At 40.7% G+C, this 15,396-nt stretch carries 6 protein-coding genes; all 6 read right to left on the reverse strand.

Annotation, left to right across the window (positions count from 1 at the left end):
- Window positions 1-32: 32 nt before the first annotated feature.
- Window positions 33-3,455 (reverse strand): VCBS repeat-containing protein, encoded by a 3,423-nt coding sequence (locus P767_RS0108425; RefSeq protein WP_026764152.1) that lies wholly within the window; start codon window positions 3,453-3,455, stop codon window positions 33-35.
- A 6-nt stretch (window positions 3,456-3,461) separates the two neighbouring features.
- A complete protein-coding gene (locus P767_RS0108430) occupies window positions 3,462-6,878 on the reverse strand; it encodes a VCBS repeat-containing protein (protein ID WP_026764153.1) in 3,417 nt (1,138 codons plus the stop codon).
- A gap of 105 nt (window positions 6,879-6,983) precedes the next feature.
- Window positions 6,984-8,597 (reverse strand): RagB/SusD family nutrient uptake outer membrane protein, encoded by a 1,614-nt coding sequence (locus tag P767_RS0108435; protein WP_026764154.1) that lies wholly within the window; start codon window positions 8,595-8,597, stop codon window positions 6,984-6,986.
- A gap of 27 nt (window positions 8,598-8,624) precedes the next feature.
- A complete protein-coding gene (locus tag P767_RS0108440; protein WP_051417242.1) occupies window positions 8,625-11,684 on the reverse strand; it encodes a SusC/RagA family TonB-linked outer membrane protein in 3,060 nt (1,019 codons plus the stop codon).
- A 351-nt stretch (window positions 11,685-12,035) separates the two neighbouring features.
- Window positions 12,036-15,074, reverse strand: a complete 3,039-nt coding sequence (locus tag P767_RS16450) for a WD40/YVTN/BNR-like repeat-containing protein (protein ID WP_051417243.1) — start codon at window positions 15,072-15,074, stop codon at window positions 12,036-12,038.
- Window positions 15,075-15,080: 6 nt separating this feature from the next.
- Window positions 15,081-15,396: LolA-like protein (locus tag P767_RS0108450; protein WP_216593224.1), on the reverse strand; the 316-nt coding region annotated here is incomplete at its 5' end.

Here is a 15,396-nt window from a genome sequence, read left to right on the forward strand (position 1 = left end):
CTAAGCAAAAATATTTTGAAAAAGCCCGGCTATTACCGGGCTTTTTTTATGATTTGTACATTGCCATTATTCTTTGCGAGCATATAGCAAATTTCCTTGCCAATTGCAATGGGCAATGCTCTTCTTACCTCGCCTTTAATTACTAAGCCTGGCAATTGATATGCTGCCAGATGCGAGTTTGCTGTTTTTGATTGTTTTATTTGTTGATTATTGGCAGGGTGCATTTTTGCTATCTGCAGCAGGGTTCCAAAGTTTGCATCCTGTCTGCCAATCTCAATATTGTTGTAACCGAAATTACCAAGCAACAAGGCGCCGTTTGTAATGGGCACTACCGCGCGAATATTACTGAACTGTGCCGCTGCAGGTAATGCCATAGGATTGTATTTTCCCTTGCCCTCATTCACCAATACCATACTGGCCATTTGGGTTGCTTCCAGCTTTGTTGCTGCTGACAGTTTTTCTTTGCCGAATAATTCGTTCAATGAAGCTTTTGCAAAATCTTCTGCATACAGAAACTGCTTCTTTAAAACAGGCAAAGATTTTTCCAGCTGTATTTTACTGGCAAATGGCATTTCTTTTCCCTGCAGGTAATAGGTAATCACCTGCTCTATTCTACCGTTGTTGTCATAATCGTTCATGTACATGCGAACAGGTTCCTCCGCACTGGCTTTCAGACGGCTGTTCAATCCAAAGTTTCCGGCTAGTATATCCTGGTCTCCATCATTGTCTACATCCAGTAAAGTGATAGATTGCCACCATCCTTTCTGATTCAATAAGGTCTGCTTTACAAACTGATTTCCCTTTCTAATGAAAGCATCAACCGTTCCCCATAAAGAACTAATTAAAATATCTTTTTTGCCATCCTGATTAATGTCGGTCAGCAGGGCATCGGTTATCATTCCCGGATTCAATAAGTCTTTGGAATATTGAAGGGTCTGGTCTTTAAAATTGCCCTGGCCATCGTTTTCTAATAAATAGGTTCGGGGAGCAATGCCGTATTTCCAGGGTTCTACCCGCCCTGTTATGAAAAGATCCATATTGCCATCTCCATTAAAATCTTCTGCAAGTATGCGGCTTTGAGTGGAATATATGCCTGTGAAAGCATCTGCCTTTCTACTCAGGATTCCTTTTCCGTTATTCAGGTATAACAGGGGCAATAAATGTTGATCTTCTCCATAGTATTCATTTCCGCCACTGGCTATAATTAAATCTTTGTAGCCATCTTTATTTACATCTGCCCAAACTGCATCTGCATTTTCCCACATTGAATCGAGCAGTAATGCCGGCTGTGGCAAAGACTTAAAGGTTCCGCCTGCCTGTTGTATAAACACTGCATTGTGCTGGGTTTTAGAAGCACCTACAAATACATCGTCCAGTCCGTCACCATTGATATCGGCAATGGCCAATGCAGGACCTTCTGCAGATGTCATATGTGGAATCAGGGGTTCCCTGTCAAATTCATTGAACGGATTTTCCTTGTGCTGATAATTCAGTTGTGTTGCTTCTGTTATGTCTGTAAAAAGGGGCTCCTTATTATTTGAGTCATCTGTTCGACTTTTTGGTTTGTTCAGATTTAACAACTTTACTGAGTGTTGCTGATAATCAAATTGGGGCAGACCTGTCTGGTAGCTGAGTGCACTTGTTTTTCCCGGTTGCAACTGAACCCGCTGATAACTTTGATCGGGCCAGATTAACAAAGCCGAGTCTGGCTGAATATTATCTAACCCAATATGCATAGGAATCTGCATGCTCGATAAAAAGCCATGCACGGGATAGTTCTCATACGTGTACAGCGCATCTTTTGCATAGATCATCAGCTTTGCTCCTACCGCCATGGTATTTTGCGAACTCCCTGTTAAGTTGAGCGTTGCATAATTGGGATGAACAGTTTTTAGCTGATTGGTATTGTTCTCATAAATTAAAACAGGATCGTTGATATTGTTTACCACAATATCCAGATCTCCGTCATTGTCTAAATCTGCATACACCGCTCCGTTGGAAAAGCTATTTGGATTTTTATCTATGGCTTCTGTTATATTATTAAAACTGAATTCACCCTTGTTCTGAAAAAACTGGTTGGGAATTTTAATTTCAGGAAACTGATTTATCAGCGTAAGGTCTTTGCTCTCGAGACTATTGCTTTTTAGTTTTTCCTGTAAAGCTTCACCGGAAACAAAATTGATATAATCTATATCGTTCATCCTTTTAGGGATGCCATTAGAAACAAAAAGATCTTTTTTTCCATCATTGTTAAAATCCATCCACAAGGAAGCCCAGCTCCAGTCAGTAGCATGTATGCCGGCATACTGACCTACTTCACTGAACTGACCATTACCGCGATTGTATTGCAAATTGTTTCTGGCATACTGATGCGTGTAACCGAATGCCAGTTTATTTTGAAAAATATTATAGTCGTCTTCAGACAATGATCTTCTAAGCATGTACGACTCATAAGGAAGCATGTCCATGGATACAATATCCGGAAGGCCGTCGTTATTGGCGTCTGCCACATCTACGCCCATGGAGAACTGACTGGTATGCATGATAGATTCCCTGCCTTTCTCTTCAAAGCCCCCTTTCTGATTATTAATATAGAGATAATCATTTTCATGAAAATCATTTCCTACATAAATGTCCGGCCAGCCATCTACATTAATATCAGAAACAGCAACGCCTAATCCATAACCAATTTTAGAGCCGTTGATTCCAACGGTGGTTGTAATATCGGTGAACTTTCCGGTTACTGTACCGGCTTCGTTTTTCTTTGTATCATTCCTGTAAAATTTCTGACCCGCCAGTGCATCAAAAGTGTTTTCAAAATTCTTTCTGGGTGCATAGTTTCCATCGTGGTTAACGGAGTGATTTAGTAAGAATACATCCAGGTCTCCGTCTCCGTCATAATCTAAAAAAGCAGCTTGTGTACTAAAGCCCGAAAAGTTCAGCCCGTATTCTGCTGCCTGATCTTTGTATTGCGGAATGCCTTCTTTGGTTATGCCTGTGCATACCAGCAGTTGATTTTTTCCTTTCAATACTTTGTAATTGCCCACCCTGCATACATAGATATCGAGCAAGCCATCGTTATTAATATCTACTACAGAAACCCCTGTACTCCAGGCACCATCATTGGGTATTTGTGCTGCAGTCGTTACGTCATCGAATTTCATTAACCCCTTGTTCAGGTAAATGCGATTGCCCGTTTGATTGGCAGCGAAAAACAAATCAATCTTTCCGTCCTTATTAAAGTCTCCTGCTCCTATACCTGCACCATTGTAATAGTACATGTAAGAAAACAAATTGAAATCGGTAGTAGGCGTTAGGATATTGGTAAAATTTAATCCTGATTGATTGGCATCTATTGGAGAAAAAATCGAAGGTGTGCTGCTTTGCTTGCAGCCACTTATTAGTAACAGCGATGTTAATCCCGCCAAACCCAAACTTTTCCATTTCATTTTCATACGCTATTATTTACCCGCAACGGTTTTGGTAAAATACAATGGCACCTGATTGTTTTGTAAAAACAGGTAGCCTGGTTTTTGCTGAACAGTAACAGGCAGTATTTGTCTGATTTGTCCATTGATACTAATTCCGGACATCTGTGGTGTACTTAAGGCAAATTGATTTTTACTCTTACCCAATAAAAGATTGCCAAAAGAAGCATCAATACTGCAAAACTGCGGAAGCAGATCTATAAAATTTCCTGCTGTTAAAATGTCTTTGTTTCCATCTCCATTAAAATCATCAATTGCAATGGCGCTTACACTAGACAATTGTATTTGATAAGGCAATGCCTGAATACTAAAAGATTGCTGTTGATTATTGATGGCTAGTACCGACGCTGCATTGTTTACCTGCAATACCTGTGCATCAGCCAATTGATTGGGGAATAATTGCTGAATGGTTTTATTGGCAAAATCCTGGTGTTTCAGGTTTTCCTTTTTTAAATATGGCAACTGCTCTGTTATGTCTTTCTTTAAAAACACAGGCATGTCTTTTCCATTCAGTGTATGACTGAATATTTTATCGAGGGCTCCGTTTTTATCGAAGTCTTTGATAAATAATTTTACTGGTGCTTCTTTGGATGCTTTCAAATAAAAATTCTCTCCCAAATTTCCCAATACCAAATCCAGATCACCATCCTTATCCAGGTCTTCTGCCACAACGGTTTGCCACCATCCATACTGATCTTCCATACCGGATTTTTGTTCCTGGAATTGTTTGCCATTAAACTGGTACACATGTGGATACATCCACTCACCTACTACTACCAGTTCTTTTTTAGCATCGCCCAATACATTGGCATACACAGCACCCGTAATCATTCCGAGGTTAGACAGGAAGGGAGCAACACTGGCACTTACTTCTTTAAATACACCGTTACCTTCATTGTGGTAAAGGAAACTGGCAGGTGCTACTCCATATTGCTGTGGCGTACTTCGGCTTCCGATAAATATATCGAGCTTGCCGTCGTTATCGTAATCGAGCGGAATGGCCGCACCACAATTGGTATGACTGATTCCTAAAGCTCCTGATTTTAATGAGAAAGTACCCTTGCCATCGTTGAAGTACAATTGATTCTGATAAATATCAGCAGATGCAGGAGCAGTATTTCCTCCACCACCTACAAATAAATCCATATCCCCATCCTGATCTGCGTCAAAGAAAAAAGCAGCCGTAACATCACTGAATTTATACTGTTCAAAATCTTTCACTGTTTGCTTTTTTAAACCCGCTTTGGTTTGCAGGTATAATTGGCTGGCTTGTCCTTTTGCACCTCCCACAAAAAGGTCTTCCATACCATCTCCATTCACATCAGCTGCTGCTGCCTTTGGCCCTAGCTTGCTTAACATGAAAGGAATATTTCTTTCAACATAAAAATCTACCTGATCATCTTCTGTATGCTTATCCAGCTGAATGGGCTGTTGCTGCAGCAAAGTAGTTGCATTCTTCTTTGATTGATTGCTGGCTAACTGAGTGCTGGCAGCAGAAGCTTTAGGCTGATAAGGAATTGCTTTTGCCGCATCATAAGCAATTTTGTGGAGCTGATTCGTTGCTGGCTTTTGAATAGTAGTAACCATTCTATTTGGCCAGATTACTTGCATGGAATCTGCACTGCCCGTTCCCAAACCAATGGTTAGCTTGTATTCAACAGAGCTCTGGAACCCTTTGCTGGGTATCAACTCTCTGGTGATGATTTCTTCTCCTTTAAATATTTTTACCGTGCTTCCAATAGCAAATACATTGGGCGTTTGATATTGCAGTTGAACGGCCATCCATTTTGAGGCTTCGCTATCACTTGATTCCTCACTTTTATTTTCACTTGACTTTGTGTTGTTGGTTCCATCCCCCCTTAATTGATTGATGCGCTTGTTTTTATAAATGCTTGCCGGCTGGTTTACATTATTAATTACCAGATCCAGGTCTCCGTCATTGTCTAAGTCTGCGTAGGCTGCGCCATTGGAAAAACTCGGCTTGTTTAATCCCCAATTGACAGATTCATTACTGAATTTCAGGTTACGGTTGTTTTTGAATATGCTATTAGGAATAGGCACGGATGGCATTTTATCAATCACTTTGTTTACCTGCTCTTTCTTGCCGTTCACCACCATTTGATTCACTACGTCGTTAGCAAAAAAGTCTATGAAATCCTGGTCGGTAACATCCCTGTATATGCCATTGCAAACTAGGATATCGGACCATCCATCGTTATCGGCATCAAACATTAATGCACCCCAACTCCAGTCACTGGCTGCCACTCCACTGTAAAATGCTGTTTCTAAAAATTTTCCCTCTCCGTTATTTACCTGCAGAGAATTCTGGGTAAACTGATTATAGAAATCCTGGTTCTTTTTAAGCATGTACATATCATAGCTTTCAAAAGAAGTATTCGTCTTTAACCGGTAATCATCACCAGGCAACATATCCGTAGTAAAGATATCGGGCATGCCGTCGTTATTGATGTCTTGCAGATCTGCGCCCATAGAAGAGAAACTGATATGTTGTGTGCGGGTACCAATTTCATCTTTAAAGGTTCCGTTTTTCTGATTGATGTATAAATAGTCTTTCTCAAAAAAATCATTAGATACATAAATATCCGGATAGCCGTCTAAATTAATATCACCTACTGTTACGCCTAATCCAAAACTGATAATGCTTCCATATATGCCGGCTTCGTAGGTTACTTCTTTAAAAACACCATTATCGTTTCTGAATAAATGATCACCCCCTCCCTTTAAAAATTCCGCAAAAGGTGCTTTGGCTTCCGGAATATTGCGCATATTGGCATAGTTCAGGGTATTTACCGGAATGGGGCTGTTGTTTACTAAAAAGCAATCCAGGTCGCCGTCTAAATCATAATCGAAAAAACTGGCCTGGGTAGAATAGCCATCATCGGCTAATCCGTATTCAGCAGCTTTATCGGTAAATGTATTGTTCTGATTATTGATATATAGTTTGTTCTTTCTTTTTGCCTTTTGCAGCATATTACCTGCATTACAAACATAAATATCCAGCCATCCATCAGAATTAATATCTACGAAAACCACCCCTGTGCTCCATTCTCCGTCGTAAGCAATACCCGCTTTTTCAGTAATGTCTTCAAACTCAAAATTGCCTTTATTTAAATAGAGTTTGTTGGCACTCTGGTTGGCAGTAAAAAAAACTTCCGGTAAGCCATCGTTGTTTAAATCACCGGTTGCTACGCCACCGCCATTGTAAAAATTCCGATACTTGAAAACATTAAAATCATCCGATTCGGTTAGCGTGTTGGTGAATTGAATACTGGTTTGTACTTCTTCAAAAAGGGTATCTGACTGCTTTGATTTACAGGAAGCAAACAACCCTATTACTAAACCAATGTATAAAATTTGATTTTTGCGCATATGCTAAAATACGCATTGTACCCTGAGTTAGGTTACCGTTCGGACAAAAAAAATCCCTCCGAAATCAATTGATCGCGGAGGGATTGTGTATGTTAACCCTGGATATTAGTATCCGAAGTTTTGCTTCAGGTTAGGGTTAGAAGACAATGAAATGGCAGGAATTGGATAAACCACTTTGTAACCATCAGATGCATTTGGTCTTTCTTCAACAGGAGCGTTGAATACACCGAAACGAATCATATCTGTTCTTCTGTGACCTTCCAAATACAATTCACGACCTCTTTCTGCCAATAAACCAGATAGGTTGATTGAACCAAGAGCAGTAGCTCTACGCTTAGAACGTAGGTCGTTAACAATTGACAAAGCAGTTTCACCGTTTGCACCAGTTGTACCACCTCTTAATAAAGCTTCAGCTTTCATTAAGCGAACATCAGAGAAACGGAAGAAAGGAAACTCGTTTGCACTTCCCCAACCACCGCCGTTGATTTCGCTTGGGTTAAGAGGAAATTTATTTACACGAATACCACTTGCTTCACCATTAAAGAAGATAGATGCGTTACGAGTAAACACCAATGGGTTTCCGCTTCTGTCGAAAAGGTTACCGATTGGATCACCAATAGATCCTGGTTCCTTAGGATTGTTTGGATTAACCGGACCACGAGCTTGTCCAACCAATAGACCAGCAGTTGGACCTACTAAATTGGTGTATCCCGGCAAGGTATCGCTCTTACGAACGTCGTTTCCTTCGAAGCTATCGTAGAATTGAGACAATGTAACGAAACCATTCCAGCTTGATGGACGCTGGTTATAGTGCCAGCTTTGGCAAGTTTGCCATACCAGGTTTGCACCATTACCAGCTCTGGCATCACTACCAGGTTTACGAACGAAAATGTTCTCAGAAGATACAGATCCGTTATCCCACTTGAAGTTATCCCAGTAGTAGGTATCAATAGAAAGATTGGTATTAGCTGCAACCAGATTACAGTACTCAATCACTTTATTCATATCAGCAGCAGCAAATGTATAAGGACCTGCAGGATTGGTAGGATCTTGCTTGTAAACAGCCTTATTTAAATAAGCTTTAGCCAATAAAGTCCATGCAGCTTCTTTTGTTGCCTGTCCACGGTTTGCACCAGTGTAAGCAGGAAGAGCAGGAACTGCAGCTTCTAATTCTGCAATGATGGCATCAATTGCCTGAGATCTGGTTAATACATCTGGAATTGCACTTGCAGGAGCAGTTGCAGCACGAGATTGTACCTGACCATAGATATCGCAGGTTAAGAAACGGAAGTAAGCACGTAAGAACTGGCCTTCCGCTTTTTCTAATCCTGTTTTGGTTTCAGCAATTAATGTTGTTTGGAATAATGCACCATTCAAGCCATTCCAGGTATCGTTGATCTGGTTATGATCTGGACCCCAGGTGTGAAGGTGTAAACGACGCCATGTACCAAAGTCATCCCAGTCAGTACCACGTGTTGGCCCCATGATTTCGTCGGTGGAATGCTCTTGCAATCCAAACCAGTTACCTTGACCACCGGTCAATTGATTTAACTGCTCGTAAACTGCAGCAATGGAAGGTGCTGAAGGAGCACCGCCTACCTGATTAGGAGCTATGGAGTTTGGCGCCTCCAACTTGGGATCAAGCTTGGAACAAGACGTGATCGCAAGTACACCTACTGCCGCGGCAGGTAAAATGTAGCTTTTAATTATATTTTTCATAATAGTCAATGTTTATGTTGTTCTTTATTAAAATCCTACGTTAACACCTAATGTAATAACCATTGGTCTAGGATACTGAGTGTAGTCGAAACCACGTGAAGGGATACCGTTGATGCTCTTGTCTACGTTTACTTCAGGATCAATTCCAGAGTACTTCGTGAACAAGGCTAGGTTCTGACCAGAAGCAAAAGCAGTTAAAGTCTTAATTGCTTTTCCGCTCTTAATGTCGAACGCATAGCTAAGGTTCATGTTAGCCAAACGGATGAAGTCACCCTTCTCAAGGAATCTTGTAGATACAGAACCTGGGTTAAATGGATTCTCAGGACCGTTACCTATTGCATTGGTTACGTTACGTGCGTTACGCAAACTTCCTTTTAAGAACAATGCATTCGCAGTATTGTTGTAAACATAATGTCCGGATACAGCATTTAAGAATACACTTAAATTCCATCTTCCATAAGAGAAGTTATTGGTTAAACCAGCAAACATTTTAGGCAATGCAGTTCCTACTAACTGGTTAGCAGCACCTGCAGCATAACGTGCGTTACCGTTACCATCAAATCCCTGGAATACAGGCATTGACCAGGTAAAGATAGGAGAGCCATTGGTTAAGGTTTGGGCAAATGCACCAGTTAAACCTTGTCCGCTAACCGCACCTGTATTGATTGGAGTAGGTAAGCCAGTGATATTGTTCTCAACAGTAGTTACGTTGGCACTCACGTCCCAGTTGAACTTGTTGCCTTTTACTACTTTGTAGTTTACACTGATTTCCCAGCCCTTGTTGGTAACCTTACCAGGTAAGTTGATCCACCAGCTGCTGGTTGGAGCAAATCCACCTGGAGTTGGAGCGAAGAACAACATATTGGTACGCTCATTCTTGTAATAATCTACCGTTGCAGATAAACGACCATCCTTAGTTGTGAAGTCAATACCGAAACCGGTAGTTGCTACTTCTTCCCACTTCAGGTCAGGGTTACCCTGCTGAATGAAACGAGTGGTTGGACCGTTACCTACATCAAAAGTTTGCTGAAGGTTTAAGGCTGCATAAGAACCCAGGTTGTCCTGGCTACCTAATTTACCGTAGTTAGCTCTTACGTTGAAATCGCTGAATAATTTACCCAGAGAATTCTTAGCCCAGCTTTCTTCCAATACTCTCCATTTAAATGCAAATGCAGGGAAAGTACCGTAACGATTGTTAGAACCGAACTTAGAAGATCCGTCAGATCTTACAGTAGCAGTTAAGAAATACTTGTCGTTGTAAGTATAGTTAACACGACCAAATACAGACTGTAATTCGTTTTTGTCGAATCCAGGTAGGAAATTGGCGTAGTTCCTGAAATTGCTATAGCTCTTAACAAATACATCGCCCGGAGCAACTACTGGTGTATTTAAACCCCAGCCGAAGCTAGCGTTGTAACTGTTTTGGAAACTCTGATAAGAATAACCCGCAACAGCGTTGATTGCGTGTACGTTGTTAAAGGTTTTATCAAAAGTGAAATAGTGTTCAATCAAGGTAGACTTGGTTTCCAGATTTTGTCTGGTAACACGTCCGTTTCCTTGAATTGGATTCTGATAATCTCTACCAAATACGTTGATAGTACCGCCATAAGCGTTTGTACCCAAACGAGGATCTGCAAATGCTGTACGCTCAGACTTTGCATTATCCAAACCTAAAACCGCACGGTAAGATAAACTTGGTGTAATTTGGTAAGTAGCAGATAAGTTAGTTAAGAATCTGTTTACGAAGTCGCGGTCATCAAAGTAAGCCAGCATTTGAACCGGGTTACGCTGATCACCAGGCTGGTAGAATGAACCATCTCTGTTATAAACAGGATTGGTTGGATTCAACTGTAAAGCAGCTCCTAACAAAGAACCCTGATAACCCGCATTGTTAGACAATGGAGCATATTGGTTCTTAGTATTAGAATAAGTAATATTCGCTTCTAATTTCAACTTGTCGTTGAATAATTTCTGACCCAGATTAGCACGGGTAGTGATACGCTTAAGACCACTGTTTCTTACAATACCTTGCTGGTCATCGTAAGATGCACTTAGTCTGGCAGTAGTTCCCTTGTTGCTGTAAGCCCAGCTAAGGTTATAGTTTTGAGAAATAGCCTGGCGGAAAATCTGATCCTGCCAATCGGTGTTGGCACCATTGTCAATTCCTCTAACAGCTGCTGCAGCAGCAACCGGATCTGCACCACCATCAATATTAGCTCTCTTAGCCGCTAATAGGAAATCCTGTGCATTCATTAAGTCATAACGACGTGCAGTTTTAGCCAAACTGGTGGTTGCTCCAAAATTGAAGACACCAGCTTTACCACCTCTACCTTGTTTGGTTGTGATTAAGATTACACCATTCGCACCTCTGGATCCGTAGATTGCAGCGGCAGATGCATCTTTTAAAACAGTGATACTTTCAATATCGTTAGGGTTTAAGAAGATCAATGGGTTTTTAGGAGTAGTACTTCCTTCAACACCACTTGCAGAACCCAAAGTACCACCCTGAATCAATGGAACTCCATCGATTACATATAATGGTTCCTGAGAGCCGCTGATAGATCCGGTACCTCTGATATTGATTGTTGCAGCAGCACCTGGCTCACCTGTTGATGGAGTTACCAACACACCGGGAGTACGACCCTGTAACAATTGATCAGGAGAAGCAATTTGACCTTTGTTAAAGTCCTTCTCCGTTACACGCGCAACAGAACCTGTTACGTCTTTTGATTTTCTGCTACCATAACCAATTACAACAACATCTGTTAACGCATCAGCGGTAGATGTTAATTGCGCGTTGGCTGTGTTAGAAGAAGAAATGTTCACTTCTACATTACCGTAACCAGCGAAAGAAATCACTAAAGTTTTGGTTGAAGAAGGAACGGTTAATTTGTAGGAACCGTCTGCACCCGACTGGGTACCGGTTGAAGTTCCTTTAGCTACTACAGATGCACCAGCGAGCGGTGATCCGTCCTTTGAGTCAGTTACCTTACCGGTAACTGTTTTTGTTTGCGCATACGAGAAGATGGCAAACAGACAAGCGAAGGCACCCATTAATATGGGCCTAGCAAGCAGTCTTAGATTCATAAATGGCAGTTTACTGGTTATTAAGCGTGTACAAAATACACATTTTTTGGTGTAAACAAAATTTTTGTTAATTCTTGTTATAAAAAATAGAAAAATTTATTCGACACCTATATATGAATGAATTGTACCTTTTTTTAGACCACTCTGATTTTTAAAAAGTTGCATGAATAAACAAACTTTTTAATGGAAAAAGTGGTGATTATTAACGCAAATATGCCAGTATTAGTACTTTCAATCGCATTAAAAAAGAATAAAATGTAACAAATTGGCATAAACAGCAAAATGCTGCATTAATTACGAAAAAAACCCGCAAATAACGGTTGATTATTTGCGGGTTTAGGGGGTCAAATGTTAAAATATGGATTTCAGTCGCTGTTGGAATTGTCTGAATTCTGACTCCAACAGGTTAATCCCTTTCTCTTGACTGGGCGATAAAGGCTCCAGCGCAAGGGCCAAATCCATATAAAAATCTGTTAGCTTTCTCCTGAATTTTACTTCATCAAAGAAAACCGACTTACGGTTTAGTTCTAGCAATTCCTTTTTGAAAGATGCTAAAGCGGCAATTTTATCTTTTACCTTCTGCGACCTGGCCACTTCTACCTGCAGGGTGTCTTTTGCCAACACATTCAAATTAGAATCGATGCTTGCAACCATTTCGGCCTGCTGTTCTAATAAGGTGAAGATTCGCATATTTTGCTGATACAATTTCTGAAGGGCTTCGGCGGTTAATCCGGCTGTTGGATTGGGCAGTACTTTTAATAACTGCTCACTGCTGTCTTTCCCTGCTTTCACTTTTACCCTATAATTACCGGAGGGAACCTTTGGTCCGTATACCCCGGCATACTGAACCGTTGATCCAGCAGTGAATCCTCCTTTGGCTACTTTGGGGGGATTAGCGGTTAAAGTCCATAAAACTTTATTGAGTCCCTTTAATCCTGTTCCATTTAAATCCCTGATCTTTTTATTTTCACTATTGTAAATTTCAATTTTTACCACATCATTGCTACGCTCTTTCAAGTAGTAATAAAAAGTGGGGGCCAATGATTTTCCGGCTCCTGTATAACCTGTTAAATTGGAAGCGGCTTGCGGAAATTGTGCACCATATTCATATTTGAAAGGCTGAATCGGGTAAAATAAAAATGATTTACTCAGATCAGATTTAACCATTTCTCTCAATGGCTGAATATTGTCAACAATATAAACCCCTCTTCCGTGAGTTGCAATTACCAAATCACTTGTGGCTGGATGAATTTTTATATCTCTCACCGGACTATACCATGGCAGATTCTGGTATTTACTTCGCATCCAGGATTTACCTGCATTCAATGAAATAAAAAAACCGGATTCAGTACCTAAGAAAAGTAAATCAGGTGTTTTAAAATCTTCTCTGATGATATGAGCATAACCACTGAATTCTTCCGATTCAAATCTGCTGAAAGTATTGCCTCCATCATTGCTGACAACTACATAAGTGTTGTTATCTCCATACATATGATGATCAAGGGTTACAAAAATTCTTTTTGGGTTATGCATTGACAATTCAATACTACTGATCCAGGCCTGAGCAGGTACTCCTGCTTTTGCAATTCCTGCATTTTTATTTTCCCAGGTTTTACCTCCATTGTTGGTCACCATTAAATTACCATCATCGGTACCTACCCAGATAGTATTTTCATTGGCAGGATGTTGCACAATAGTATAAATGGTTCCATGATTTTCCGCACTGGTATTATCCCCGGTAATGCTTTCACTGTTTTCTGACTTATTGTGAATTGCTTTATTATTAGTGGTTAAATCCGGAGAAATTCTTTCCCAGTTAACCCCATTATCTCTGGATCGGAAAAGATATTGTGCACCTACATATAAGTTACTTAGTGGTTTCCCTGCTGCATTTTTTAAACCTGACTTACCCGTTACTATCGGAGTATTCCAATTCCATCGATGATCTTCTTCTCCTGATTGCTTTTTGGGTTTCATGTTACTTGACAATCCGGTTCTGAGATTGATACGATACATTTCTCCACCCTGAGATTCTGCATATATAATCTTCTCATCAATAAGATCAGGCTGAACCCAGAATCCATCACCCCCTCCCAATGCTTTCCAGTCTGTTGCAGCAACCCCTCCCGGTGCGGTATTAGGAGCCATCCAGTTATTGTTGTCCTGCAATCCCCCATAAATATTATAAGGTGTCTGGTTATCTACACTTACATGATAAAACTGAGGCACCGGTAAATTATTTAAAAACTGCCAGGTTATCCCCTTATTATAACTCAGATAAACACCTCCATCTGTTCCTAAAAACAACATATCGGTATTGTTTGGATTGATCCACAGCGCATGATGATCTGCGTGCGGCGTTACTCCACCAATAACCGTATTACTGAAAGTAGTTCCTCCGTCATTTGAATAGGAAAAATCATAACTGGGTCTGTATACGCGCTTAGGGTCTTTCGGATCTATTACCAGCGTACTGAAATAAAATGGACGCGCCATTAAACCAGTAGCGGTTGTTAAAAGCGACCAGGACTCTCCGTCATCACTGGATTGATACAATCCGGATTGTTTGGCTTCTACCAATGCCAGTAAATGAGAAGGTTTGGATGGATTTACTGTTACGATGATTCTTCCCAGGTTGCCATCCGGTAAACCTTTGGTTAATTTTTTCCAGGTTTTTCCTCCATCAACAGATTTATAAAAACCGGATCCTGCACCACCGGAAACAAAAGAAAAGGGCTTTCTTCTGAACTCCCAGGTGGTAGCAAAAATAATATTTGGATTCGTTGGGCTAATGGCAATATCAGCGCAACCGGTATTTTCATCTATGAATAAAATCTTATCCCATGTTTTGCCTCCGTCTGCAGATTTAAACAAACCTCTGTGCAAAGAGGATTTATATAAAGGACCCGGTGCAGCTACATAAATTACTTTCTTATCAGAAGGATCAATCTGTATTTTGGCAATATGTTCCGTACTGTCCAAACCCAGTTTTTGCCAATTGTTTCCACCATCTGTTGTTTTGTAAATGCCCGTACCAAAGGATACGGAATTACGCATATTGCTTTCCCCTGTTCCGGCATACACCACACGTGTATTACCTGGTTCGATGGCTAGTGCACCAATTGATTGTGTGTATTTATCAAATACGGGATTGAATGACTGGCCGCCATTCTGCGACTTCCAGATTCCACCTCCGGCAGTACCCACATATAAGTTCAGCTGTCCATCTGCATAACCGCCTTCAATAGCCGTTATTCTTCCACTCATGGTTGATGGCCCCAATGCTCTTGCGCCCAGTACCTGAAACTGTGCTGTATTTAGCGAGGGTATGTTCTGTGCATGCAATAAGGATACAGTTCCTGTAATCAGGAACAAAAAAAGTTTGCGCATAAAAGATTATTTGCCTGAGAAAATAGCTTCGTCAATAGTAGGGTTTATGGTAACTTTTTTAGTTACCATCATCATCATTCCCATGTCTGACTTGAAAGCCATTTTAATACCATTTTCCAAAGTCTGGTAATCCAGGTATTTTACGGATTGTTTAATTTCCTGTCCCTGCTGCTTTACAGTAGTTTCTTCTTTGTAAATTAAAAAGGTATTCAAATCGAAATAGTAGGTTTTTTCATTGCCGTTTTTAGTGGTCAATTTTACTTTATGGTAAGAAGCACCTTCGTCTTCTAGTCGTGGGAGGCAAGGCACACAGGGGGATAGG

The sequence above is a fragment of the Sediminibacterium salmoneum NBRC 103935 genome, from assembly GCF_000511175.1.
Classification (GTDB): Bacteria; Bacteroidota; Bacteroidia; order Chitinophagales; family Chitinophagaceae; genus Sediminibacterium; species Sediminibacterium salmoneum.